The organism is Rhodovarius lipocyclicus (assembly GCF_009900765.1).
Taxonomy (GTDB): Bacteria; Pseudomonadota; Alphaproteobacteria; order Acetobacterales; family Acetobacteraceae; genus Rhodovarius; species Rhodovarius lipocyclicus.
In genome coordinates, this window is sequence record NZ_JAAABL010000002.1 from 278,848 (window position 1) to 303,909 (window position 25,062).

Annotated in this window: 21 protein-coding genes, 1 tRNA gene and 1 riboswitch; of the genes, 11 read left to right on the forward strand and 11 right to left on the reverse strand. The window is 67.6% G+C overall.

Annotation, left to right across the window (positions count from 1 at the left end; translation table 11 throughout):
* Positions 1-99: 99 nt before the first annotated feature.
* Together GT007_RS04195 and GT007_RS04200 are read left to right on the forward strand one after the other, a co-directional pair.
* Positions 100-186, forward strand: a tRNA-Leu gene (locus GT007_RS04195).
* Positions 187-218: 32 nt separating this feature from the next.
* Positions 219-872 carry a ribonuclease D gene (locus GT007_RS04200; RefSeq protein WP_160120298.1) on the forward strand — a complete coding sequence of 218 codons (654 nt, stop codon included), beginning with the start codon at positions 219-221 and terminating at the stop codon, positions 870-872.
* A gap of 1 nt (position 873) precedes the next feature.
* Here GT007_RS04200 and GT007_RS04205 read toward each other — a convergent pair whose 3' ends face one another.
* The 5 genes from GT007_RS04205 to GT007_RS04225 form a co-directional block, all read right to left on the reverse strand.
* Positions 874-1,602 (reverse strand): anti-sigma factor family protein, encoded by a 729-nt coding sequence (locus GT007_RS04205; protein ID WP_160120299.1) that lies wholly within the window; start codon positions 1,600-1,602, stop codon positions 874-876.
* Positions 1,599-2,090, reverse strand: coding sequence for a sigma-70 family RNA polymerase sigma factor (locus tag GT007_RS04210; RefSeq protein ID WP_160120300.1), 492 nt, complete (start codon positions 2,088-2,090; stop codon positions 1,599-1,601). The genes GT007_RS04205 and GT007_RS04210 overlap by 4 nt, the downstream gene beginning before the upstream one ends.
* Before the next feature lie 12 nt (positions 2,091-2,102).
* On the reverse strand, positions 2,103-2,429 hold the full coding sequence (locus GT007_RS04215) for a cupredoxin domain-containing protein (protein ID WP_160120301.1): 327 nt from the start codon (positions 2,427-2,429) through the stop codon (positions 2,103-2,105).
* Between the two features lie 3 nt (positions 2,430-2,432).
* On the reverse strand, positions 2,433-3,368 hold the full coding sequence (locus GT007_RS04220) for a metallophosphoesterase family protein (RefSeq protein ID WP_160120302.1): 936 nt from the start codon (positions 3,366-3,368) through the stop codon (positions 2,433-2,435).
* A gap of 77 nt (positions 3,369-3,445) precedes the next feature.
* Positions 3,446-4,654, reverse strand: a complete 1,209-nt coding sequence (locus GT007_RS04225; protein ID WP_160120303.1) for an aminotransferase — start codon at positions 4,652-4,654, stop codon at positions 3,446-3,448.
* Between the two features lie 253 nt (positions 4,655-4,907).
* On the opposite strand from GT007_RS04225, the gene GT007_RS04230 reads away from it, so the two are divergent.
* From GT007_RS04230 to GT007_RS04250, 5 genes are all read left to right on the forward strand, one after another.
* Positions 4,908-5,246: a P-II family nitrogen regulator gene (locus GT007_RS04230; RefSeq protein ID WP_127785624.1), complete on the forward strand. Its 339-nt coding sequence runs from the start codon at positions 4,908-4,910 to the stop codon at positions 5,244-5,246.
* Positions 5,247-5,383: 137 nt separating this feature from the next.
* On the forward strand, positions 5,384-6,808 hold the full coding sequence (gene glnA, locus GT007_RS04235; protein ID WP_160120304.1) for a type I glutamate--ammonia ligase: 1,425 nt from the start codon (positions 5,384-5,386) through the stop codon (positions 6,806-6,808).
* A gap of 153 nt (positions 6,809-6,961) precedes the next feature.
* Positions 6,962-7,894: a tripartite tricarboxylate transporter substrate-binding protein gene (locus tag GT007_RS04240; protein ID WP_236571496.1), complete on the forward strand. Its 933-nt coding sequence runs from the start codon at positions 6,962-6,964 to the stop codon at positions 7,892-7,894.
* A gap of 90 nt (positions 7,895-7,984) precedes the next feature.
* Entirely contained in the window at positions 7,985-9,187 is a 1,203-nt protein-coding gene (locus GT007_RS04245; protein WP_160120306.1) for a pyridoxal phosphate-dependent aminotransferase, read from the forward strand.
* Positions 9,184-10,182 carry a GNAT family N-acetyltransferase gene (locus tag GT007_RS04250; protein WP_236571497.1) on the forward strand — a complete coding sequence of 333 codons (999 nt, stop codon included), beginning with the start codon at positions 9,184-9,186 and terminating at the stop codon, positions 10,180-10,182. Before GT007_RS04245 ends, GT007_RS04250 begins: the two co-directional genes overlap by 4 nt.
* On the opposite strand, the gene GT007_RS04255 is transcribed toward GT007_RS04250, so the two are convergent.
* The 3 genes from GT007_RS04255 to GT007_RS04265 all read right to left on the reverse strand — a co-directional run bounded on the left by GT007_RS04255 (position 10,179) and on the right by GT007_RS04265 (position 14,964).
* On the reverse strand, positions 10,179-10,853 hold the full coding sequence (locus tag GT007_RS04255) for a metallophosphoesterase family protein (RefSeq protein ID WP_160120307.1): 675 nt from the start codon (positions 10,851-10,853) through the stop codon (positions 10,179-10,181). The genes GT007_RS04250 and GT007_RS04255 overlap by 4 nt on opposite strands.
* 68 nt (positions 10,854-10,921) lie before the next feature.
* A protein-coding gene (gene prfB, locus GT007_RS04260; protein WP_160120308.1) for a peptide chain release factor 2 occupies positions 10,922-12,053 on the reverse strand; the annotation gives its coding sequence in 2 pieces (ribosomal slippage) (positions 10,922-11,983 and positions 11,985-12,053; 1,131 coding nt in all).
* Positions 12,054-12,126: 73 nt separating this feature from the next.
* Positions 12,127-14,964 carry an Rne/Rng family ribonuclease gene (locus GT007_RS04265; RefSeq protein ID WP_160120309.1) on the reverse strand — a complete coding sequence of 946 codons (2,838 nt, stop codon included), beginning with the start codon at positions 14,962-14,964 and terminating at the stop codon, positions 12,127-12,129.
* An 827-nt stretch (positions 14,965-15,791) separates the two neighbouring features.
* Here GT007_RS04265 and GT007_RS04270 point away from each other — a divergent pair.
* The 4 genes from GT007_RS04270 (at position 15,792) to metE (ending at position 20,601) form a co-directional block, all read left to right on the forward strand.
* Positions 15,792-16,466 (forward strand): N-acetylmuramoyl-L-alanine amidase family protein, encoded by a 675-nt coding sequence (locus GT007_RS04270; protein WP_236571515.1) that lies wholly within the window; start codon positions 15,792-15,794, stop codon positions 16,464-16,466.
* Positions 16,467-16,555: 89 nt separating this feature from the next.
* Complete coding sequence (locus GT007_RS04275; RefSeq protein WP_160120311.1) at positions 16,556-17,473, forward strand: LysR family transcriptional regulator; 918 nt, start codon at positions 16,556-16,558, stop codon at positions 17,471-17,473.
* Positions 17,474-17,591: 118 nt separating this feature from the next.
* Positions 17,592-17,891 carry a hypothetical protein gene (locus tag GT007_RS04280; RefSeq protein ID WP_160120312.1) on the forward strand — a complete coding sequence of 100 codons (300 nt, stop codon included), beginning with the start codon at positions 17,592-17,594 and terminating at the stop codon, positions 17,889-17,891.
* Positions 17,892-18,008: 117 nt separating this feature from the next.
* A riboswitch (cobalamin riboswitch) is annotated at positions 18,009-18,235 on the forward strand.
* Positions 18,236-18,315: 80 nt separating this feature from the next.
* Complete coding sequence (metE, locus tag GT007_RS04285; protein WP_160120313.1) at positions 18,316-20,601, forward strand: 5-methyltetrahydropteroyltriglutamate--homocysteine S-methyltransferase; 2,286 nt, start codon at positions 18,316-18,318, stop codon at positions 20,599-20,601.
* 33 nt (positions 20,602-20,634) lie between these two features.
* Here metE and GT007_RS04290 read toward each other — a convergent pair whose 3' ends face one another.
* The 3 genes from GT007_RS04290 to GT007_RS04300 form a co-directional block, all read right to left on the reverse strand.
* Entirely contained in the window at positions 20,635-21,837 is a 1,203-nt protein-coding gene (locus tag GT007_RS04290; protein ID WP_160120314.1) for a CaiB/BaiF CoA transferase family protein, read from the reverse strand.
* Complete coding sequence (locus GT007_RS04295; protein WP_160120315.1) at positions 21,834-22,793, reverse strand: Bug family tripartite tricarboxylate transporter substrate binding protein; 960 nt, start codon at positions 22,791-22,793, stop codon at positions 21,834-21,836. The genes GT007_RS04290 and GT007_RS04295 overlap by 4 nt, the downstream gene beginning before the upstream one ends.
* Before the next feature lie 70 nt (positions 22,794-22,863).
* Positions 22,864-25,005, reverse strand: a complete 2,142-nt coding sequence (locus GT007_RS04300) for a malate synthase G (protein WP_160120316.1) — start codon at positions 25,003-25,005, stop codon at positions 22,864-22,866.
* Positions 25,006-25,062 lie beyond the last annotated feature (57 nt).

A 25,062-nucleotide genomic window follows, 5' to 3' on the forward strand; every position in this document is an offset into this window, starting at 1 on the left:
CCGGTTATCCACATGCTTGGATATAGTGCTGAAATTTCTTCGCGCACCCCGTATTGACGCATCCCGCCCACCCCTTTATCCACCCGTTCACCGCACTGTGCCCAGGTGGCGGAATTGGTAGACGCGCTGGCTTCAGGTGCCAGTGGCCGCAAGGCTGTGAAGGTTCGAGTCCTTTCCTGGGCACCACTTGCGCGTTTCTCTTACAGGAGAACGCGAACGTGGTTCAAACAAGCTTCCAATCCGGTGTGACTATTCATCTCCATCAGGGCGACCTACCGCCTGATGTGGATTTTGGCGACATGGTCGCGGTGGATACCGAAACCATGGGCCTGGACCACCGCCGTGACAGGCTGTGCTTGATCCAACTCTCATCCGGCAATGGCATCGTGCATCTGGTGCAGTTCGTACCGGAGCGGCTGGGTGGCCGTGGCTATGATTCGCCGAACCTGAAGGCGCTGCTGACCAATCCCGGCGTCCGCAAGCTGTTCCATTTCGCCCGCTTCGATCTGGCGGCCCTGCATGGCGCCTTCGGCATCGACGTGGCGCCCGCGCTGTGCACCAAGATCGCGGCCAAGCTGGTGCGCACTTTCACGGATCGCCACGGCCTGAAGGATCTGTGCCGGGAGCTGCTGGGCGTGGACATCTCCAAGCAGCAGCAGACCAGCGATTGGGGGGCGGCTAACCTCTCACCTGAACAGCAGGCTTACGCCGCCAGCGACGTGCTGCATCTGCACGCGCTGTGGGAGAAGCTGCGCGCCCTGCTGATCCGCGAGGATCGCCTGGAGCTGGCGGAGGCCTGCTTCCGTTTCTTGCCCGCCCGCGCCCGGCTGGACCTGATGGGCTACACTGACCCCGACATCTTCCAGCATTGAGTTACGGGGTCTGATTCCAGGCCCGGGCGAAGCTGCGCAGCCCTTCGAGGCTGACGTCGGAGACCGCCCACAGTGTCATGCCGTCCTGCTGCCAGCGCAGCAGATTGAAGCCTGACTGCTGGGAGCTGGTCTCCGGGCCACGATCGCCCGGCAGCACATACAAGTTGATGGTGTGCTGCATGCTGCGATAGGCCAGGGCCGCCACGGGGCGTCCTTCCAGCACATCCAGCCTGCCGCCCAACAGCGTGTAGCCCGCGGGCTCGCGCACGGGCGGGGCGTAGTCCAGTCGGCCGGTGAACCAGGGCTTCACCTGGTGCTGGTCCGACGCTCGCACATCCACCAGATGTTCCGCCTGTAGCGAGCGCAAATGCGCGTTGACCAGCTGCGATGTCATGTCCGGTGCGCCGCGGGGCAGAATGGCGAAGGCGGCCAGTGCGGCAGCCAGGGCGAACCCTGCCGCGAAGCCGGTACCGGTCCCCAGCCAGCGCCGCCGGGGCGCGGTGGCGGGGGGTGTCAGATTGCTCGCCAGCCGGGCCCGCAGCGCGTCGGGCGCGCGGTGATAGGGCAGGGCGCGCAGCCTGCCGGACAATCCGGACAGATCTTGCCGCAGCTGGGCGCAATCCTTGCAGTTCGCGGCATGGGCGGCCAGTTCGGCGGCGCGGCCGGCGTCCAGCTCGTCGTCCAGCTCCGCCTGGGCCAGCAGCCGGGCCTCGTCGCAATGCAGGGTCATGGTCTCGCCCCTCTCTCGATCAGCGCGCGCCGGGCGCGCCACAGCCGTGACATGACGGTGCCGACCGGCACGCCCGTCACACGAGCGATGTCCCGGTAGGGCATTTCCTCCAACTCTCGCAGCACCAGGCATTCCCGCAACTCCGCGGGCAGGGCCAGCAGGGCGGCCTCCAGCCCCAGGCGCTGCTGCTGGGATGACAGGGCGGCCTCCGGGTCCGGGGCAGGGTCGGTCAGCGGCACTATGTCGTCCCAGGGCACTTCGGCCTTGTCGCGCCGCTCCGCCAGCCAGGCATAGGCGCGGGTGCGGACAATCTGCAGCAGCCAGGCGCGCGGGTTATCGCCTCGCCAGGAAGCGGCGTAGCGCAAGGCGCGTTCCACCGCTTCCTGCACGACATCTTCCGCCGCCGCGCCATCACGCACCAGCCAACGGGCCAGATTGTGGGCGGCGTCCAGATTTTCCAGCAGGGACTGCCGTAAGGCGAGGGTCAAGCCGCCGCTCCGCTATCCAACCACGATACGCCCCTGCATGTGGGGATGCAGGGAGCAATAGTAGCTGTAGGTGCCCGGGCTGGCGAAGGTGAATTCGAACACCTCATCCGTGTCCAGGATGCGGGAGCGGAAGGCGCGCGGGTTGTCGGTGGAGACGACATTGTGAGGCGTGTCGTCCTTGTTGTTCCAGACCACCTTGGTGCCCGGCGCCACGCGCAGCTCACGCGGCGCGTAGTCGTGATCGTCGATGGTGACCGTGGCGGGCTGCTGGGCCTGGGCCATGGGAATGGCAGCCAGCAACGCGGGGGCGCTGGCGAGCAGGAAGCGGCGGCTCTGCATGGCTCAACCTTCCAGCGGAGAGCTGACCACGGCCAGCGCGGCCTGGTTCTGCACCCGCGTCACCCGGTTCACGCCCAGCAGCTTGCGCAGCTCGCCCGGCGGCAGGTCGCGGATCGGGCCGGCGCTGGGGCGGCTGCCCGGAGCCGGCTGCGGGAAGGCCGTGGACATGCCGGTGTGGAAGGCCACATGCCCCTCCACCTTCTGCATGGTCTGGTGGATGTGGCCGTTCAGCACGGTCACGCTGCCGAAGCGGGCCAGCAGGCGCAGCAACTGCGCGCTGTCCTCGGTGCCCCAGCCCCAGGGCTCATGCACCACCCAAAGCGGGATATGCGCGAACACCACGATGGGGGTGGAGGCGCTGCGGGCGGACAGGTCCTGTTCCAGGAAGTGCAGCTGCTGGGCGCCGATCATGCCCATCTTGCCCGCCTGCAGGTTGGTCACGTTGTTCAGGCAGATGAAGTGCACCCCGGCCTGATCGAAGCTGTAGAAACCGCCGGTGCGCGCCCCTTGCGGGAAGCGCTGGAAGAAGTCCTTCCCGTCATCCTCCACCACATCATGCTCGCCGGGGGCATAGTGCGTCTCGATGCCCGTGGCGTTGATGATCTGGGCGGCCCGGTCGAATTCGCCGGGGCGGGAGAGATGCGTCACATCGCCCGTATGCAGCATCATGGCGGGCCGGAAGCTTTTCGCCCGCTCCAGGGACTCCTGCAGCGTCACCGTCGGGTCGGGGTTGGGCGCCATGTTGAAGCCCAGATGCGTGTCGCTGATGTGCACGAAGCTGAAGCCGCCCTGGGCGCTTTGCGCATGGGCCTCTGGTGTGCCGAGCAGGCTGGAGCGGGGCACGCCCCCAGCCACGGTCCAAAGCAGGCCGGAACCGCCCCAGAGCATGCATTCCAGCGCATGCCGGCGGTCCTGGTTGGGAGTGTCGTCTTTCCGCATCGTGGGCTCCTCGGATGGGGTTCCGGGGAGATGACCGCGATGCGGCGGGGTTTATTCGCGGCGGGCGCGAAAAAACTTCAACGGCGCGCTTGGCCGCCCTGGATCCAGGCGCGCAGGCGGCCCAGCGCCTCGGTCAGCAGGGCGTCATTCTTGCAGAAGGCGAAGCGCACATAATGGTCGGGCGCGCTCGGCGCGGCGTAGAAGGCGCTATTCGGGATCGCCGTCACCTTCGCTTCTTCCGTGATGGCGCGGCAGAAGGCCACATCATCCCCGGTCCAGCCCAGGGGGCGGACATCGACGGTGATGAAGTAGGTGCCGCGGGTTTCCAGCACGCCGAAGCCCAGATCGGCCAGCCCCTCACGCATCAGGTCGCGCTTGGACTGCAGCGTATCGGCGAGTGTCGTGAAGTAGCTGTCATCCTTCGCCAGCCCCACCGCCACGCCGCGCTGCAGATTGGGTGCGGTGGTGAAGGTCAGGTTCTGGTGCGCCTTGGCCACATTGGGCTGCAGCACTCGGTCGCAGGTGATGTAGCCCACCTTCCAGCCGGTCAGGTTGAAGGTCTTGCCGGCGCTGCCGATGCGCATGCAGCGCTGGCGCATGCCGGGCACCGACATCAGCGGGCGGTGCTTCCAGCCATCGAAGATCAGGTGCTCATACACCTCGTCGCAGATGGCGTAGCAGTCGTGCTTGCGCACCAGTTCGGCGATGAAGGCCAGCTCGGCTTCGGTGAACACCTTGCCGGTGGGGTTCATCGGCGTGTTGAACAGGATCGCCTTGGTCCGGGGCGAGAAGGCCGCGGCCAACTCCGCGCGCGGCAGATCCCAATGCGGCGGCTGCAGGCGCACCAGCTTGGGCACGGCGCCCAGCAGCCGTACCGTGGGGACATAGGTGTCATACAGCGGCTCAAGGAGCACGACTTCGTCACCCGGGTTCAGCACGGCCATCAAACAGGCAGTGATGGCTTCGGTCGCGCCGGAAGTGACCACAACCTCGGCACTCGGATCCACCTGAATGCCATAGAAACGTTCATTGTGGGCGGCGACGGCCTGGCGCAGTTCCGGCACGCCGGTCAGGGGCGGATACTGGTTGCGGCCGTCCTTCAGCGCCGCGGCGGCGGCGTCGATCACATCGGGCGGCCCGTCGTAATCCGGGAAGCCCTGGCCCAGGTTGATCGCGCCATGTTCGGTCGCAAGCGCGCTCATCACGGTGAAGATCGTGGTGCCGATGCCCGAGAGGATGGTGTTCTGGGGACGACTCGCGGGGCTGTTCGGCGCTGCTTCAGACATGGTGGTTCCGGGGGTTCCTGGATGCGGCCGGGTATTTATCGGGCGCGATGGCTGGCTGCGCAAGAAGGGGCCAGCGATTGCCCATTTTGTGGGCTGCCCGCGTAAGATCCAATCATTCCAGCGCGGTTTCGCGGAGCTAGTCACCACCCCCCGGATTGTGGCCTACTGCACTCCCATGCCATGAGTGCTCGCCCCAAGGTGCATTTGCGTGGCGGGCCAACATTCCGGAAACGCCCCGGCAAGACAGGACGCGATGAAGAAGATCGAAGCCATCATCAAGCCCTTCAAGCTCGACGAGGTGAAGGACGCCCTCCACGACATCGGCCTGCAAGGGCTGACGGTCGTCGAGGCCAAGGGTTTCGGGCGCCAGAAGGGCCATACGGAGCTGTATCGCGGCGCCGAATACGTGGTGGACTTCCTGCCCAAGGTGAAGATCGAGGTGGTGTGCGACGACGCACTCGCCGAGCGCGCCATCGAGGCCATCATGGCCGCCGCCCGCACGGGCCGCATCGGCGATGGCAAGATCTTCGTCTCCACCATTGAGGAAGTGATCCGCATCCGCACCGGCGAACGGGGCGAGGACGCGGTCTGACCCATTCCGGGCGTCCCGGTCGGGGCGCCCAGAACTTTGCCGCGCCGGCTGGGGAGAGCGTCCCGGGCCAGGATCGAGGCAGCGGCGGATATCCGCCGGAACCATCTCACTGGGACGCTGACTAGCAGGAGACCCTCATGGCGAAGAAGCCCAACGACGCCGTTGCCAAGGTCATGGAAATGATCAAGGAGAACAGCGTCGAGTACGTTGACCTCCGGTTCACCGACCCCCGCGGCAAGTGGCAGCACACGGCACAGCACGTGTCCACCATCGAGCCCGAGGTGTTTGAGGAAGGCTTCATGTTCGACGGTTCGTCGATCGCTGGCTGGAAGGCGATCAACGAGTCCGACATGATCCTGATGCCGGATGCGGGCTCCGCCTGCATGGATCCGTTCTCGGCCAAGCCGCAGCTGATCCTGTTCTGCGACATCTATGAGCCCTCGACCGGCCAGCGCTACAACCGCGACCCGCGCTCGACCGCCAAGAAGGCCGAAGAGTACCTGAAGAGCACCGGCATCGGTGACACCGCCTTCTTCGGCCCCGAGGCCGAATTCTTCGTGTTCGACAACGTGAAGTTCGGCACGGGCGGCAACTACGGCATCTACAAGCTCGAGAGCATCGAGGGCCCCGACGCCGGCCTGAAGGACTTCCCGGAAGGCAACATGGGCCATCGCCCGGGCGTGAAGGGTGGCTACTTCCCGGTGAACCCGGTTGACAGCGAAGTCGACCTGCGCGCCGAGATGCTGTCCACCATGATCGAGATGGGCGTGCCCGGCGAGAAGCATCACCATGAGGTGGCGCAGAGCCAGCACGAGCTCGGCACGAAGTTCGGCACACTGGTGAAGCAGGCCGACTTCATGCAGATCTACAAGTATGTGATCCACAATGTGGCCCACAGCTACGGCAAGTCCGCCACCTTCATGCCGAAGCCGATCTACGGCGACAACGGCTCGGGCATGCACGTCCACCAGTCCATCTGGAAGGGCAACAAGCCGGTGTTCGCGGGCAACGGCTATGCCGACCTGTCCGACACGGCGCTGTACTACATCGGTGGCATCATCAAGCACGCGAAGGCGCTGAACGCCTTCACGAACCCGTCCACCAACTCCTACAAGCGCCTGATCCCGGGCTTCGAGGCCCCCGTGCTGCTGGCCTATTCGGCCCGCAACCGTTCCGCCTCCTGCCGCATCCCCTACGCGACGAGCCCCAAGGCCAAGCGCGTGGAGGTCCGCTTCCCGGATCCGACGGCGAACCCCTACCTCGCCTTCGCCGCCATGCTGATGGCCGGCCTCGACGGCATCAAGAACAAGATCCACCCGGGCGAAGCCATGGACAAGGATCTGTACGACCTGCCCCCCGAGGAGCTGAAGGGCATCCCGACGGTGTGCGGTTCGCTGCGTGAAGCCCTGGGCGCGCTGGCTGCCGACCATGACTTCCTGCTGGCTGGCGACGTGTTCTCGAAGGACCAGATCGAGAGCTACATCGAGCTGAAGTGGCAGGAAGTGTATCGCTTCGAGCACACCCCGCACCCGGTCGAGTTCGAGATGTACTACTCCTGCTGATCCCTTCCGGGACCAGAAGACAGAAACCCGCCGGAGCGATCCGGCGGGTTTTTTGTTGCCTGTTCCGCCGCACGGTGTTCCATGCTAACTTGCATGCAAGAATAACGTCCGGGAGAGAACATCATGCGCCGCCGCGCCCTTATTGCGTCCGCATTGGCTGCCCCAGCGCTGGCACAGGCCCAGTCGCGCAGCATCACCATCATGTGCCCATTCGCCGCGGGCGGGCCCACAGACCTGATCTCCCGCCTGATGGCGGAATACATGGGGCCGCATCTGGAAGCGCAGATGGTGGTGGAGAATGTGACCGGTGCCGGCGGCACCATTGCCGCCGCCCGGGTGGCGCAGGCGCGCCCCGATGGCACTACGCTGTTGATGCATCATATCGGCCTGGCCAGCGCCGCCACGCTCTATCGCCGGCTGCCCTTCAATGTGGAAGAAAGCTTCGCCCCCATCGGGTTGGTCACCGAGGTGCCGCAGATGGTGGTTGCCCGCTCCGACTTCCCGGCGGCGAACCTGAACGAACTGCTTGCCAAGATGCGCAGCGAAGGCGACAAGCTGACCATCGGCCATTCGGGCCAGGGCAGCAGCGATCATCTGGCGGGCATGCTGCTGCAGCGAGAGGCCGGCACGAACCTGACCGCCGTCGGCTTCCGCGGCTCCGCCCCGGCCACCACGGAATTGATGGCCGGGCGCCTCGATCTTTATGCCGGCCAGGCCACTATCCTGGCGCCCTTGGTACGGGAGAACCGGGTGCGTGCCTTCGCCGTGGCCTCGGAGACGCGCCTGCCCGGCCCCGTGCTGGATGGTGTGCCCACCGCGCTGGAGGCCGGCCACGGCGACCTGACCATGAGCGTGTGGCACGCCCTCTATGCTCCGCGCGGCACGGATGAGGCTCTGGTGAACCGCTTCTCCGTTGCTTTGCAGCGTGCCCTGCAGGCCCCGCGTGTGATCCAGCGCTTCGCGGAGCTGGTGACGGTGCCGGTGGTGGCGGAGCGCGCCACGCCCGAATACCATCGCCGCTTCCTGGCTGCCGAGGTGGCGCGCTGGCGGCCCATCATCCAGGCCTCCGGCGCCTACGCGGATTGATTTTTGGCGTAAATCCGCGCGCTGCCCGGGTTGGCGCGCGGAGGTTCCGGCATTAGCCTCCGGCGCTCTTTTGCCTTTGAGGATAACGCCATGCCCGCCCTTGCCGACCGGCTCAACGACGTGAAGATGTCCGCCTCCGTGGTGATGGGGGTGAAAGCGCGGGAGCTCGCGGCCCAGGGCATTGAGGTGATCAGCCTCAACACCGGTGAACCCGATTTCCCGTCGCCCGCCCATGCCATCGAGGCCGCGCACAAGGCGGCGCTGGCCGGGGACACGAAGTATCCGCCGCAGGATGGTACCAAGGCGCTCAAGCTGGCCATCCAGAAGAAGTTCAAGCGCGACAACAACCTCGACTACGCGCTGGACGAGATCATGGTCGCCAATGGCGGCAAGCAGATCATCTTCAACGCCTTCATGGCCACGCTGAACCCGGGCGATGAGGTGGTGATCCCCGCCCCCTACTGGATCAGCTACGCCGACATGGCCAAGGTGGCCGGTGGCGTGCCGAAGACCGTGAGCTGCCCGCAGAACAACGGGTTCCGCTTGCGCGCCGAAGATCTTGAGGCGGCGATCACCCCCAAGACCAAGTGGGTGCTGCTGAACTTCCCGAACAACCCGACTGGCGCCGCCTGCTCGCGCGCCGACATGCAGGCCATCGCCGATGTGCTGCTCCGCCACCCTCATGTGTGGGTGATGACGGACGATATGTACGAGCACCTGATCTATGACGGCTTCGAATTCTGCACGATCGCCGAGGTGGAGCCGCGCCTGAAGGACCGGGTGCTGACGGTGAACGGCGTGTCCAAGACCTATGCCATGACCGGCTGGCGCGTGGGCTTCTGCGGCGGCCCGAAGGCGCTGGTGAAGGGCATGATCAACATGCAAGGCCAGGCGACCAGCGGCATTTCCACGGTCAGCCAGGCTGCCGCGGTCGCCGCGCTGGAAGGCCCGCAGGATCTGGTGGCGGAGCGCCGCGAGGAATATCGTGCCCGCCGCGATCTGGTGGTGGAGCTGCTGAACGGTGCCCCGGGCATGATCTGCCATAAGCCGGAAGGCGCTTTCTACGTGTTCCCGGACATCGCGGGTTGCCTGGGCAAGACCTCGGCGGGTGGCCGCAAGATCGAGAGCGACACGGATTTCGCCATGGCGCTGCTCGAGGAGAAGTATGTGGCCACCGTGCAGGGCGCGGCCTATGGCATGAGCCCCTATATCCGCATCAGCTACGCCACGGACCGCGAGACCCTGCGTGACGCCTGCATCCGCATTCAGGAGTTCTGCAAGGGTCTGTCGTGACCATCCGCGCCGGGCAGGATGCGGATGCCGCGCACTACATTCGCCTGATCGGCGACGCCTGGGCGGAATTCCCGGGCGTTGTCTTCGATGTGGATGCGGAACTGCCGGAACTGCACCATCTGGCGAGCTGGTTCGAAGGGCAGGGTGGGCGCGTCTGGCTGGCCGAAGGGCCGGACGGCGTGCCCCAGGGCATGGTCGGCGTGCGCCCGCACGGCTCCGACCAGGCCTGGGAAATCTGCCGCATGTATGTGGACAAGGCGGCGCGGGGCACGGGCCTCGCGCATCGCCTGTTGGACCAGGCCGAAAACCACGCGCGTGAGCAAGGCGCGGAGCGGCTGATCCTCTGGACCGACACTCGCTTCGCCGGAGCGCACAAGTTCTACGAGAAGCGGGGCTTTGTCCGGCAGGGGGCTATCCGGATCCTGGATGACCTCTCGAAATCCCTGGAGTTCCGCTACGCCAAGCCGCTGAGCGGGCTGGTGGTGGATATCCTGGACGCCGCGGCCGCCACGAGCGTGGAGCTGCGGCTGACCGAGATCCTGATGGCCTGCGTGGAGGATGGCGCCTTCGTCTCCTTCTTGAAGCCGCTGGCGAAGCATGAGGCGCAGGCCTATTGGCGCCGGATCTCTGGCGAGGTGGCGGCGGGCGATCGTATCCTGCTGGCCGCCTGGCATGAAGGGCGGATCGCCGGCACGGTGCAGCTGCGGCTGTCCACGCCGCAGAACCAGCGGCATCGGGCGGAGATCGAGAAGCTGCTGGTGCATCCCTCGGCGCAGCGCCTGGGCATTGGCCGCCATCTGCTGCAACGGGCGGAGCAGAGCGCCCAGCGCCTGGGCCGCAAGCTGCTGACGCTGGACACGCGCGCGGGCGACAAGGCCGAGCCGCTCTACCGTGCCCTGGGCTGGACGGAGACCGGGCGTGTTCCGGGCTATGTCATGGATGAAACCGGGCGCGTCTTCGACACGCTGTTCTTCCACAAGACCCTGCCGGTTTAGGCCGACAGGAACTCCAGCTTCTCACCCTCGAATACGCCGCAGGTCAACGGGCCGCCGAACACGGCGCCCGTGTCCAGGTTGACCCGGTTGCTGTGGCGTTCGGGGGTGCGGCCCCGCGTGGGGGTGTGGCCATGCACCACCACCACGCCGTGCTCCGCCTCGCTGTCCAGGAAGGGACGGCGAATGCGCAGCAGATCCTCCGGATCCTGCTCGTCGATCGACACGCCGGGGCGGATGCCCGCATGCACGAACAGATAGCCACCTTGCCGGTGGCTCAGGCGCAACTGGCGCATCCAGGCCACATGCTCGGTGGGTGGGCGCCAGGCGGTGCGGGGGCCCGCCGGGTCCAGCCCCCAGCTGCGCAGCGCGGCATCGCCGCCATAGGCCAGCCAATCGGCGCAGGCGGCCCCTTCGCCCTCCATGGCGGCCAGGGCTGTGGCTTCGTGATTGCCCTTCAGGAAGATGCTCGGCAGGTCGAAGCGCATCAGGGTGCGCACCACGCCCGCGCTGTCCGGCCCGCGGTCGATGTAGTCACCCAGGTGCACCACCAGCGGGCGGGCGATGGGATAGGCCTTCAGATCCGCGCGGATGGCCGCGTGCAGGGCCTTCAGCTTGTCCAGGCAGCCATGGATATCTCCGATGGCATAGATGCGTTCACCACGCGGCAGCATGCGTTCCGTTTACCCGTTTCCTGCGTTGCGGCCACGGGGCCGCAAGCAGGGCGTGCTGTCAACAGGGCTCAGCGCGCGGAGGCGCTGGCCTCGCTGCGGGTGCTGCCGGCGCGTTGCGCCAGGGCGGCGGCCATGAACTCGTCGATCTCGCCATCCAGCACCGCGTCCGGATTGCCTTTTTCGAGGTTCGTCCGCAGATCCTTCACCAGCTGATAGGGCTGCAACACATAGTTGCGGATCTGATGGCCCCAGCCGATGTCGGTCTTGCCGGCTTCGATGCCGTCGCTGATGGCCTCGCGCTTGCGCAGTTCCAGCTCGTACAGGCGCGCCTTCAGCATATCCATCGCGATGACGCGGTTGCGGTGCTGGCTGCGGTCCTGGGTGGAGGCCGCGACGATGCCGGTCGGGATATGCGTGAAGCGCACGCCCGATTCCGTCTTGTTCACGTGCTGCCCGCCAGCGCCGGAAGCCCGGAAGGTGTCCGTCTTGATGTCGGCCGGATTGATCTCGATCTCGATCTTGTCGTCGATCACCGGATAGACATAGACGCTGGCGAAGCTGGTCTGGCGGCGGGCGGCCGCGTCGAAGGGGCTGATGCGCACCAGCCGGTGCACGCCCGTTTCGGTCTTCAGCCAGCCGAAGGCGTTGGGGCCGCTGATCTGTAGCGTGGCCGACTTGATGCCGGCCTGCTCGCCTTCGGATTGCTCGGTCAGCGTCACCTTGTAGCCGCGCATCTCGGCCCAGCGCATGTACATGCGCAGCAGCATCTGGGCCCAGTCCTGGGCCTCGGTGCCGCCGGCGCCGGCGTTCACTTCCAGATAGGCATCGTTGGGATCGGCCTCGCCGGACAGCAGGCTCTCGATCTCACGCCGCTTGGCTTCGGCGGCCAGAAGCTGAAGATCGGCCACGGCCGCATCGGCGGTCGCGGTGTCTTCTTCCATCTCGGCCAGCTCGATCAGTTCCAGCGCGTCGCGCACGTCCTGTTCAAGCTTGGTCACGCCATTGATCTGGGTATCCAGCCGCGTGCGTTCCCGCATCAGCTTCTGGGCCTGATCGGCATTGTTCCAGAGGGTAGGGTCCTCCGCCCGAGCGTTCAGCTCCTCGAGGCGGCGTGTTGCGGCATCCCAGTCAAAGATGCCTCCTCAGCAGGGACACCGAAGCGGTGATCTGCTCGTGCAATTGTGTGGCGTCTGCTCGCATGATCGGCGGTGTATGCGGCCTGGGGGCCGGCAGGGCAAGGGGGCAGAGCGTGAGCCCTGCCCCCGAACACCTGTTACTTGCGCCACCAACCGCCGCGCTTGGGGGCGGTGTCGCTGGCGCTGATCACCTTGGGCTGCACCAGCGTGGCGGAAACAGCCTCCGCTTCCTCCAGCGGAGCGGCCGCGGGCGGCAGCGGAGCGACAACCGGGGCGGGCGCGCTGGCCGGCACCGCCGATTCCGTCACGGCCAGCACCTTGGGCTGCACCGGCGGCGCCACGAGGGGCTCGGCCGAAGCGGATTCCACGGCGGCGGGGGCTGCGACCGGTGCCTTGGCGACCGGCGCGGGCGCCTCAACCACGGGGGCGGGAGCAGTGACCGGAGCAGGCACGGGGGCCGGCACCGGGGTCACCGGACGGCTGGCTGCCTGTTCCGCCGCCAACTCGGCCGCTTCCATGGCCGCCATGATGGGGTCCACGGAATTGGCGAACGGGTCGGCCGGGGTCGGGCCCTGCCAAGTGGGGCGAGGCTCGGGGCGAGGCGCAGGGCGAGGCGCAGGGCGAGGCCGCTCAGGTGCAGCGGTCACCACGGGGGCGGCAGCGACCTCGGTTTCAGGGGCGGGTTCGCCAGCCTGGGCCTCGGTGTCAGCACCTTCCTCGCTCCGGCGGCGGCCGCCACGACGGCCGCGGCGGCGACGGCGCGGGCCATCCTCACCGAAGCTGTCATCGGGGGCGGCCTCGGCGGCGGAGGCTTCCTCGGCCTTGTCCTCCTCGGCGTTGTCCTGCGATTCCTCGCCTTCCTCGGCCTGCGTGTCCTCCGTGCTGGAGGCTTCGGCGCCTTCGGACGGGCCCCGGTCGTCACGGCCGCGACGGCGGCGACGGCGACGGCGGCGGCGGCCCTCGGCTTCGCTCTCGGCGCGCTCCTCGGCCGTGGTCTCGACGGCGGCCTCGGTTTCTTCGGCAACTTCCTCGGGCAGCACGTCCTCAGCCACAGGCTCAGGCGCATAATCCATGCGTACGGCGCTGGCCGGGCGGTCCTCCAAGGGGCGGGTTTCCGTGGCGCGCAGGCGCTCGATGCGCAGCAGGGTGGCGCCGGTCAGGGTGTCATCCACCCCGAACTGCACCGTCATGCCGAAGCGCTCCTCGATCTGGCTCAGCCGCTCGCGCTTGCGGTTCAGCAGATACATCGCGATCTCGGGTCGCACATGCACCAGGATCTCGGCGGCGCGGCGCTTGGCGCCTTCCTCCTCGATCGCGCGCAGGACATGGATCGCGGCACTTTCCGGGCTGCGGACCAGGCCGCGGCCGGCGCAATGCTCGCAGGTGACGAAGGTCTGCTCGATCAGGCTGGGACGCAGGCGCTGGCGCGACATCTCCAGCAGGCCGAAATGGCTGATCCGGCCGACCTGAATGCGGGCGCGGTCATTGCGCAGCGCATCCTTCAGGCGCCGTTCCACCGCCGTATCGTGCTTGGAGGACTCCATGTCGATGAAATCGACGACGATCAGCCCCGCCAGGTCCCGCAGGCGCAGCTGCCGCGCGATCTCGTCCGCGGCTTCGAGGTTGGTGCGATACGCCGTGTCCTCGATGTTGCGCTCACGCGTCGCGCGGCCCGAGTTCACGTCGATGGCGACCAGCGCCTCGGTCTGGTTGATGACCAGATAGCCGCCGGACTTCAGCTGCACCGTGGGCGAGTGCATCGCATCGAGTTGCTGCTCCACCCCGAACCGGGCAAAGAGCGGCATCGGGCCTTCGCGATAGGCCTGAATCTTGCGGGCGTTGTCCGGCATCAGCATGCGCATGAACTCGCGCGCCTGCTGATAGGCGTCCTCGCCATCGACCACGATCTCCTCCACGTCCCGGGCGTACCCGTCGCGGATGGAGCGCTTGATGAGGTCGGCTTCCTCATAGATCAGCGCGGGGGCGATGGATTGCAGCGTGCGCTCGCGGATATTGTCCCACAGGCGCAGCAGATACTCGCAATCCCGCTTGATCTCGGGCTTGGGCCGCTGGGCGCCGGCGGTGCGGACGATCAGGGACATGCCATTGGGCATGTCCAACTCGTCGATCGCCTCACGCAGGCGGCGCCGGTCGGAGATGGAGGTGATCTTGCGGGAAACGCCGCCGCCGCGCGGGCTGTTGGGCATCAGCACGGAATAACGGCCGGCCAGCGAGATGTAGGTGGTGAGTGCGGCACCCTTGCCGCCGCGCTCCTCCTTCACGACCTGGATCAGCAGGATCTGCCGGCGGCGGATGACTTCCTGGATCTTGTAGTTGCGCAGGAATTTCGGCGGCACACGGCGGGAAGGGTCCTCGGAGGGGCCTTCGTCATCCTCTTCCTCGTCGGAAGGGGCGGCCTCGGCTGCCGGGGCCTCGCCGATCACCTCGGGCGGGGCCATGTCCTGCTCGACGGATTCGACACCGGCAGCCGCATCGGCGGTGGTTTCCGCGGCGGGGGCGGCTTCGGCCGGCAGTTCGGGGGCGACAGGTTCCGCGGCTTCGGCGGCCAGGGCAGCTTCCAACCCGACCTCTACAGTGCGGCGCTGTTCGGCGATGGCGGCCTTGCGGGCGCGGCGCTCGGCGGCGCGGGCTTCGGCCCGCTCCTCTTCCTCGGCGGCCTCGCGGGCCTCGGCTTCCTGCAACTCGACCAGCTTCTGCCGGTCCGCGACCGGGATCTGGTAGTAGTCGGGGTGGATTTCGCTGAAGGCCAGGAAGCCATGGCGATTGCCGCCATACTCAACAAAGGCGGCCTGCAGGCTGGGTTCCACCCGGACCACCTTGGCCAGGTAGATATTGCCCTTTAGCGGGAGGCGATGGGCCGCTTCGAGGTCGAATTCCTCAAGGCGCGACCCATCCAGCACCGCCACGCGGGTTTCCTCCGCGTGGGATGCGTCGATCAGCATCCGCTTGGTCATGACAGTAATGCTCCGGGCCCCGCAGGCGCGTGGGCGCTCTACCGGGGCGGCATGGGGTCTCGGAAACCGAGAAGGACCGGCAATGTGTCGTCGGGCAAGCCATGGCGGCGTTGCGCAATCCTTGTTCTCGGGCGGCGCGGCCTTGGGGGGTTGCCCCGGTCCGTACCGGATCACTCGCGCCCGGCCGCGATCAGCGCGACAAGGCGCTTCATGCGGTGTAGCGATGGCAACCAACGGCCCTTCAGCCACGAGAAGGTGGGTGGGCGGGCCGCGGGTGCGTGAACGGGGCGCCTGCTTGGCGGCTCGCGGCAAAATCGGGTTGGCCAAATTTCGGCCGGACCCAGAAGGCCGCGGGCGGCACGGACACCCCCCCGATCCGGGGCGGGCGCCGAGGCCAGCTTGCGCCCTGCGGTTGCATCGCCGGGCCACTCACCATAACAGCGTGCCGCGCCCCCGCAAGGGCCTGATTCCGGGGCACCCCGGGGGAGGAACTCCATTCGGGGGCGGGCATGCGAACAAAGCGGGTGCAAACAGCGGCCCGGCGGCATAATATCCAGGCAGCGTATCGGGGGATGCGCGACCACTCAGGGGACCGGTGCCCGCCATAGGGGTGCCGGATGGTGCAGGGTTTCATGACAGGCGATCCGACATGGTCGCGCAGGGTGTTTCTGGGTGCCGCGGTGGCTGGCGCCGCTCTGGTGCTTGGCTCGCCATCGATGGCCGCTGGGGCGCAGGATGCCCGTAAGCCGGGCGCGCCCTCCCGGAACCGCCGTCCTGCCCCTGCGCCCGCATCGCCGGCCCCTTCCATCCGCGCGGCCTTGCCGCTGGTGGTGCTGGACCCTGGCCATGGCGGCCGGGACCCAGGGGCCACCGGCCGCAACGGCACGGAGGAAAAGCGGATCGTGCTGGCAGTCGCGCAGGAGCTGCGCCGCCGGCTGGAAGCCGCCGGCCGCTGCCGCGTGGCCATGACCCGCACGCAGGATCGTTTCATCCCTCTGGCCGGGCGTGTGGCCTTTGCCCGGCAGCGTGATGCCGCGCTGCTGCTGTCCATCCATGCCGACAGCGCGCCCACGCGGGAAGCCCGGGGTGCCAGCATCTACACATTGTCCGAGACCGCTTCCGACCCCTTGGCGGCCGCCCTGGCCCGGCGGGAGAATCTGGCCGATCAGGTGGGTGGGTTGCGCCTGCCTTCCGTGACGCCCGAGGTGCAGCGCATCCTGCTCTCCCTGATGCGGGATGAGACCCGGCAAGGCAGCGAGCGGATTGCCCGCACCACGCTGGCCGCGATGAACGGGGATGTGCCCTTGCTGGTGAACCCGCATCGGCGCGCGGGTTTCGTGGTGCTGAAGGCGCCGGATGTTCCCAGCGCCTTGGTGGAGCTGGGCTTCCTCTCCCATCCGGTGGATGAGGCGGCGTTGAACCGTCCGGCTTGGCGTGCCCGTCTGGCGGATTCACTGGCTGACGGCATCCATGCCTATCTGGGGCGGCGCGTCGTTACCTGAGCGGCGCTCCCATTTTCCCGGCAGATTCAACGGTGATCTGCGAGAATAGATGATGAACTATGGCGCCGGGCATCCTATCTGGCGTTGCCATGGACCGCTTTCATGAACTGCTGGTATTCCGCCGCACTGTGGAGGTGGGAAATGTCACCCACGCCGCGGAGCAACTGCATGTCAGCCAACCCGCTGTCTCCCGCACCCTGGCCAATCTGGAATCCCGTCTGGGGGTCGAGCTGTTGCGCCGCAGCAAACGCGGCGTTTCGGTCACCGAGGCCGGGCAGGACTTCTATCAGCAGGCGGTAGAGATTCTCGACCGGCTGGATGAGGTGGAAACCGGCGTTGTCGCCCGGCGCGGTTCACTGTCAGGCAATATCCGCCTGGCGACCACCACCATGATGTTCACCGATGTGCTGGCCCCGGTCATCGCCGGCTTCACGGCGCTGCATCCGGACGTGACGGTTGAAAGCCTGCTGGGCACCCAGGCGCTCGACCTGTCGGCCACCAATATCGATCTGGCCGTCAGGGGGGGCCGCCCCGGCGGGCAGGAGCTGGTGGTGCGCAAGCTGGGGGTGGTGGAAATCGCGCTCTATGCTTCCCCCGCCTATCTGGCGCGGCATGGTACGCCCGAAACCCCGGAGGATCTGGCGCGCCACCGGTTGATTGGCGGTACACTCGATAGTGGACGTGGTTACTGGCAGCTGGAAGCCGAGGCGGAAGCTGGGGTGGGCATGAGCCTGCCGGTGAACGTGCACCATCGTGCGGATGAATTGCTGGGTGCCATGGCCTTGGCCCAGGCCGGGCTCGGCATCACGCTGGCTCCGAAATACGGCGCGGCCACCCGCGGCTTGCAGCGGGTGTTGCCGGGTTGGCGGGCGGCGGGGCCCCCGGTCTTTCTCGTCTGGCCCTCCATCCGGCACATGCCGGCCCGGGTGCGGGCGCTGGCGGATACGCTGATCGCCGAACTGCCCGCGCGTCTGCGTGGCATCCGCCCTACGGCAGTCGCATCATAACCCCAGCGTATGATGTGGATGCGCAGGCTCGATTGGAGAGTCTTTTCGTGGAGGTGCATCTGTCTCTCAACGCCGGGCGGCAAGGGCCGCCTCGCCACAGAGAACCGAGACCCAGACCATGAACCGCATCGCTTTCGCCGCCGCCGCCATCAGCCTGATGGCTTCCGCCCCCGCCTTCGCCCAGCAGGCGCCCCGCCTGGAGGGCGACTTCGCCAGCCAGCATGTCGTCTATGACGACGCCTATCGCGGCAACATCGTGGGCGGCGGCCCCGTGACCATCAGCCGCATCGACCAGGGCCGGCCGGTGCTGAGCTACTCCATCCAGGGCCCCGCGCAGCGGGGCATCGCGGGCCAGGTGCCCGTGGTGCAGAACGTCGGCGGCCGTGACCGCACGGTGTGGGTGCCCAGCCGCGGCTGAACCTTCGGCTGGGGCGGCTCTCCCTCCCCCCCAAGCCCCGGCCCTTGAGCCGCCCCTCGCAGGAGGGGCGGCTTTTTTGTGATGGCGATGCGACTTGTCATCAATGCCGATATAAACATATCCTTATGTTATGTCGGTCCTGCGCGAGCAGGCCAAAAGGGAATGCCGTGCGGGGCGCTGCCCTCAGTCGGTGGCTGCCCCAGCAACTGTCGGCGTGAAAGCGCCGGCCCTAGGCCCCATCCAGGGGCAGGCCACTGCGCTGCAACGCGTGGGAAGGTCGGGCCGGAGCGCGGGGTAACCCGCATCGCGCAAGCCAGGAGACCTGCCGGCATCGGTGACCCGCCGCGTGGTTGTTGAGCCATGTGGGCAGCGCCGCAACCTTCAGCCCGGGCTGGGTGCACCGGGTGCCGGAGAATGACAGGCGATGACCATCGCAACCAATCTGGGCTACCCGCGTATCGGGCCCCGCCGGGAACTCAAGACTGCCCTGGAGGCCTTCTGGGCGGGGACGGAAAGCGAAGCCGATCTGCGCGCCACCGCCGCCAGCCTGCGCGCCGCCGCCCGCCGCGGGCAGCAGGGGGCAGGCATTGGGCATGTGCCCAGCGCCGATTTCGCCTTCTATGACCATGTGCTGGAAACCGCGGCCGCCTTTGGGGCAATCCCCGAGGGCCATGGCTGGGATGGCGCCTCGGTACCCTCGCTGGCGACCATCTTCTCGATGGCTCGTGGCGCGCCGGACGTGCCGGCCATGGAAATGACCAAGTGGTTCGACACGAATTACCACTACATCGTGCCGCGCCTGGCTGCCGGACAGCGCTTTAAGCTGGTGTGGAACCGCTGGGCGGAAGCCGTGGCCGAAGCCTACGCCGCCAATATCCGCACGCGCCCTGTGCTGCTCGGCCCGGTGTCCTTCCTGCTGCTGTCCAAGACCGACGATGGTTCGGACCCACTGGCGCTGCTGCCGGCCCTGCTGCCCGTCTATGCCGAGGCGCTGCGGGGCATCGCCCAGGCAGGTGCCGCCTGGGTGCAGTTGGATGAGCCCTGCCTGGCCACTGATCTCTCCGCCACGGCACAGGCAGCCTATCCGGTGGCCATGCGGGCGCTGGCCGATGCGGCGTCCGGCCTGAAATTGCTGCTGACCAGCTATTTCGGCCCGATGCGGGAGAACCTGGAACTTGCCGCGAGCCTGCCGGTGGATGGCTTCCATCTCGACCTGGTGCGCGGCGCTGCCGATTTGGAGCCCGCGCTGGAGCTGCTGCCGCGTGAGGCCTGGCTCTCCCTGGGGCTGGTCGATGGCCGGAATGTCTGGCGCACCGATCTGCGCGCCGCGCTGGGCACCGCGCGCCGTGTGGCGGAGGCAGGCTTTGGTGCGCGTCTGATGATCGCGCCCTCCTGCTCGTTGCTGCACGTCCCGCACAGCCTGAAGGGTGAGACCGCGCTGGACCCGGCACTGCGCCGGCGCCTGGCCTTCGCCGAGGAGAAGCTGGCCGAGATCGCCGCCCTCGCGCGCGGCCTGGATGAAGGGGAGAAGGCGATCGCCCACGCCCTGGCCGAATCCGACGCCGTGATCGCGGAGGCCGCCGCCGATGCGCGGCTGCATGATGCGGCGGTTTCGGCGCGCCTGACCGCCCTGACCCCGGCGATGGAAAGCCGCACCCCTTATGCCGAGCGGGCCGGGCTGCAGCGCAGCGCCCTGAATCTGCCCTTGTTGCCGGTCACCACCATCGGCTCCTTCCCGCAGACCGCTGAATTGCGCCGCATGCGCGCGGCCCATGCGAGGGGCGAGTTGTCGCGCGAGGATTATGAGGCGCTGCTGCGCGGCCTGATCGCGCAATCCGTGCAGTGGCAGGATGAAGCCGGGGTGGATGTGCCCGTCCACGGCGAGTTCGAACGCAACGACATGGTGAAGTATTTCGGCGAGCAGCTGTCCGGCTATGCCTTCACCAAGCATGGCTGGGTGCAGTCCTATGGCAGCCGCTGCGTGGCGCCACCGATCATCTGGGGCGATGTCTCCCGCCCCGCCCCCATGACCGTGCGTTGGGCCGAATACGCGCAGTCGCTGACGGACAAGCCCATGAAGGGCATGCTGACCGGCCCGGTGACCATGCTGCAATGGTCCTTCCCGCGCACCGATATCCCGCGTGAGGTGATCTGCCAGCAGATCGCGCTCGCCCTGCGGGATGAGGTGGTGGAGCTGGAAGCCGCCGGCATCAAGATCATCCAGATCGACGAGCCGGCCTTCCGCGAAGGGCTGCCGCTGCGTGCCAGCGAGCGCGAGGATTATCTGCGCTGGGCGGTGGCCTGCTTCCGCCTCTCGGCGGCCGGGGTGCGGGACGAAACGCAGATCCACACCCACATGTGCTACAGCGAATTCAATGACATCATCGGTGCCATCGCGGCGATGGACGCCGATGTGATCTCGATCGAGACCGCGCGCAGCGACATGGAATTGCTCCATGCCTTCGAGGTCTTCGCCTATCCGAACGAGATCGGGCCGGGCGTGTGGGACATCCACAGCCCGCGCGTGCCCGATGCGGCGGAGATGGCGCGGCTGCTGCGCCGGGCGGCGGAGCGCATCCCGGTGGAGCGGCTGTGGCTGAACCCCGATTGCGGCTGCAAGACGCGCGGCTGGCAGCAGGTGAAGCCCGCGGTGGAGAACCTGGTGCAAGCGGCGCGCGGGTTGCGGGCCGAACTGGTGGTGCCGGCCTGATCCTGTTCCGGGAGGGGTTAGCCCCTCCCGGGCTCAGCCCGGCATGGCGCCGCTGGCGCGCAGCCGGGCGCAAGTCTCGACGCCCAGGATCGCCTCATTGTGCTCCCCGAGCTTCGGGGCCGGGCGGGCCAGAATGGTCGGCGTGGCGGAAAGCCTGGGCACATGCCCCACCATGGGCAGCATGCCGCCCGGCATCTCGTCATCCGGCACTTCGATCAGGGCCTCGCGCTCGGCCACATAGCGGTCCTGCTCCAGGCGTTGCGTGTCCATGATGGGCCCGATGGTCACGCCGGTGCGGTCGAAGTGTTCCAGGTTTTCCGCCAGCGTGCGGCTGGCCACGAACTCCGCCACGATGCCGTCCAGCTCATCGATGTTCTTCAGCCGGGCCGGGTTGTTGGCGAAGCGCGGGTCTGTGATTAGCTCCTCACGCCCGATCGAGCGCAGCAGCTTTTCCGTCATGCCCTGGGTAGAGGCCGACAGGCACACCCAGCCATCGTCGCTGGTGCGATAGGCGTTGCGGGGCGCGGTGTTGGTGCTGCGGCTGCCGGTGCGGGGCTTCAGCTTGTGGGTGACGCGCCAATTGGCCATCTGCGGCTCCAGCACCGCGAAGATCGGCTCGAACAGCGACAGGTCGATCACCTGGCCCTGGCCGGTCATCTCCGCGTGGCGCAGCGCGATCATGGTGGAGCCAGCGCCATACAGCCCCGCATAGGCATCGCCCATGAACATGGGCGGCAGCACCGGCTCACGGTCCGCGAAGCCGTTGATGGCGGCAAAGCCGGAATAGCCTTCGACCAGCGTGCCGAAGCCGGGCTTGTGGGAATAGGGACCGGTCTGCCCCCAGCCGGACACCCGCACGATCACCAGCTTCGGGTTGATCGCCAGCAGGGTTTCGGGCGCCAGGCCCATGGCTTCCAGCACGCCGGGGCGGAAGCTTTCCACGAAGATGGCGGCTGTGGCGGCCAACTCCTTCAGCGTGGCGATGGCTTCCGCATGGCGCAGGTTCAGCGTCACCGAGAACTTGTTGCGGCAGATGGTTTTCCAGCTGGTCTCGATGCCGCCCACGCGCCAGGCGCGCAGCGTGTCGCCCTCGGGCGGCTCGATCTTGATCACCTCGGCGCCGTGGTCGCCGAGCACCTTCGTCAGCATGTTGCCGGCGACGAGGCGGGAGAGGTCCACCACGCGCACGCCATCCAGCGCGCCGCGGGCTTGGGGGTCGAAGCTGTGCTGTTTCATTCTGCCCTGATGTTGGCCCGGGTCGCGACATCGCGGAAGCGGGCGATCTCCGTGCCAAGTTCCTGCTGATAGCTGGCGGCATTGCTGAAGGCCGGGCGCGCGCCTTCCGCGGCATAGATCCGGGCCACGTCGGGTTCGGTCAGCGCATCGCGGATCGCTTCCTGCAAGGTGGCGGACAAGGCGGGCGGCAGGCCGCGCGGGGCGAGCAGCCCCCACCAGATGCTGGCCGTGAAGTCGATGCCGGTGGCGGCCTTCACGGTCGGCACCTCCGGGCCGCCGGGCAGGCCGCCTTCGTCGGTATAGGCCAGGCTGCGAACGCGGTTTTCCCGCACCGCCGCCGAGGCCGAGGCGATGGTCGTGATCAGGAGCTGGATATGGCCGGCGATCAGGTCCGTCACGGCGGGCGGCATGCCGCGATAGGGCACATGGTTCAGCCGCACGCCGGCGGCCAGGGCGAATTGCTCGGTGGTGAAGTGGTTGATGCCGCCGGGGCCGGAGCTGCCGTAATCCGCGCGCCCCGGATTGGCGCGCAGATAGGTGATCAACGCGCCGATGTCGCGCGGTGGGAAATCCGGGTTGGTCAGCACGATGAAGGGGGCGCGGGCCAGCAGGGCCACGGCCTCGAAGCTGCGCTCCGCATCATAGGGCGTGCGCTGCACCACGGCGGAGGCCGCGAAGCTGGAGGAGGTGACCATCAGCGTGGTGCCATCGGGCGCCGATTGCGCGACCTGGCCCGCGCCGATGGCGCCGCCAGCCCCCGGGCGGTTTTCCACCACCACGGGCTGGCCCAGGCGCGGCGTCAGCTTTTCCGCCAGCGGCCGCGCGATCACGTCATTGGAGCCGCCGGGCGGGAAGGGCACCACGAGCCGCACGGGGCGGGTGAACTGGGCCTGTGCCAGACCCGGGGCGAAAGCGGGCGCGGCCAGAAGCCCGCCCAGCAGGACGCGACGATGCATGGATGTTCCTCCGTTCCATGCATCATGCCGCGCCCGCGCGCGGGTGACGACCCCTTTAGGCGGCCCCTGTTTAGGCGGCCTTGGCCTGCCGGCGGCGCTCGGTCAGCACGAACTCGGTGTAGCCGTTCGGCTGCTCGGCACCCTTCAGCACTAGGTCCAGCGCACCCAGATAGGCCGGGCCGTCAAAGCCCGGCGCCATGGGCGTATAGGCCGCGTCGCCGGCATTCTGGCCATCCACCACGGCCGCCATGCGCTGCATGGTTTCGGTCACCTGGGCCTCGGTCACGACGCCATGCTTCAGCCAGTTGGCGATATGCTGGGCGGAGATGCGCAGCGTCGCGCGGTCCTCCATCAGCCCGACATTGTTGATGTCCGGCACCTTGGAGCAGCCGATGCCCTGGTCCACCCAGCGCACGACATAGCCGAGGATGCCCTGGGCGTTGTTGTCCAGCTCCTGCTGGATCGCCTCGGGCTCCCAGTTGGTCTCGACGGCGACGGGCACGCTCAGCAGGTCTTCCAGCTTGCCGCGGCGGCCGCCAGCGGCGATCTCGGCCTGACGTTCCTGCACGTTCACCTGGTGATAGTGCAGGGCATGCAGGGTGGCGGCCGTCGGGCTCGGCACCCAGGCGGTGTTGGCGCCGGCCTTGGGGTGGCCCACCTTCTGCTCCAGCATCGCGGCCATGGCGTCGGGCATGGCCCACATGCCCTTGCCGATCTGCGCCACGCCGCGCAGGCCGCACAGCAGCCCTACATCGACGTTCCATTCCTCATAGGCCTTGATCCAGGCCGTACCGCGCATGTCGTTCTTGCGGATCATGGCGCCGGCTTCCATCGAGGTGTGGATCTCGTCGCCGGTGCGGTCCAGGAAGCCCGTGTTGATGAAGGCCACCCGGTGCTTCGCCGCGCGGATGCAGGCCTTGAGGTTGACGGTGGTGCGCCGCTCCTCGTCCATGATGCCCATCTTCAGCGTGTGGCGCTCCAGGCCCAGCGCGTCCTCCACGCGGGTGAACAGCTCCTCGGCCCAGGCCACCTCGTCTGGCCCATGCATCTTGGGCTTCACGATATAGACGCTGCCCATGCGGCTGTTCAGGCGCTTGCCCTTCACGTCATGGATGGCGATGGCGGCCGTGCAAATGGCGTCGATGATGGTTTCCGGCACCGGGGCGCCATCCAGCGTCACGGCATCGGTCATCATGTGGTGGCCCACATTGCGCACCAGCATCAGCGACCGGCCCGGCAGGGTCAGGGTGGAGCCATCGGGGGCGGTATAGGTGCGGTCGCCGTTCAGCTTGCGGATCAGCGTGCGGCCGGATTTTTCGAAGGCCGCTTCCAGCGTGCCCTTCATCAGGCCCAGCCAGTTGCGATAGACCGCGACCTTGTCGGCAGCATCCACCGCCGCGACGCTGTCCTCGCAATCCTGGATGGTCGTGATGGCCGATTCCATCACCACATCCGCCACCCCGGCCGGGTCGTCCTTGCCGATCGGGTGGTCGCGGTTGATCACGATCTCGGCGTGCAGATTGTTGTGGCGCAGCAGGATGGTGTGCGGCGCCGAGGCATCGCCCAGATAGCCAGCCAGGGCATCGGCCGCCTGCGGGCGGGTCACCACGCCGGAGGCCAGGGTCACGCTCAGCGCGCCATCGACAATGGCATAGCCCGCCGACTGCGTGTGGCTGCCGGTCACCAGCGGCGCGATCTCATCCAGCACGGCGCGGGCGCGGGCGATGACCAGCGCGCCGCGCTCGGGGTCATAGCCGCCGGGCTTGCGCTCGCCGGGGATGGCATCGGTGCCGTAGAGGGCATCATACAGGCTGCCCCAGCGGGCATTGGCAGCGTTCAGCGCATAGCGGGCGTTGGAGACGGGAACCACCAGCTGCGGCCCGGCGATGCGGGCGATCTCGGGGTCCACCTTGGCGGTGTCCACGGCAAAATCCTCGCCCTCGGGCAGCAGATAGCCGATCTCGCGCAGGAAGCGGGTATAGGCCTCGGCGTCGATGGGCTTGGCCGGGAAGGTGCGGTGCCAGGCATCGATCTTGGCCTGCAGCGCGTCGCGCACCGCCAGCAACTCGGCGTTGCGGGGCGCCATCTCCCTCAGGATCGCGGCCGTGGCTGCCCAGAAGGCGTCAGCCTCGATGCCCGTGCCGGGCAGGGCTTCCTCAGCCATGAAACGGGCCAGCTCATCGGCCACCTGGATACCGTGCAATTCGGGCATGACCTGCCTCCCCCACAAACCTTGCCGCATTAAGCGCAAAGAGAGGCGCGGCCAAGG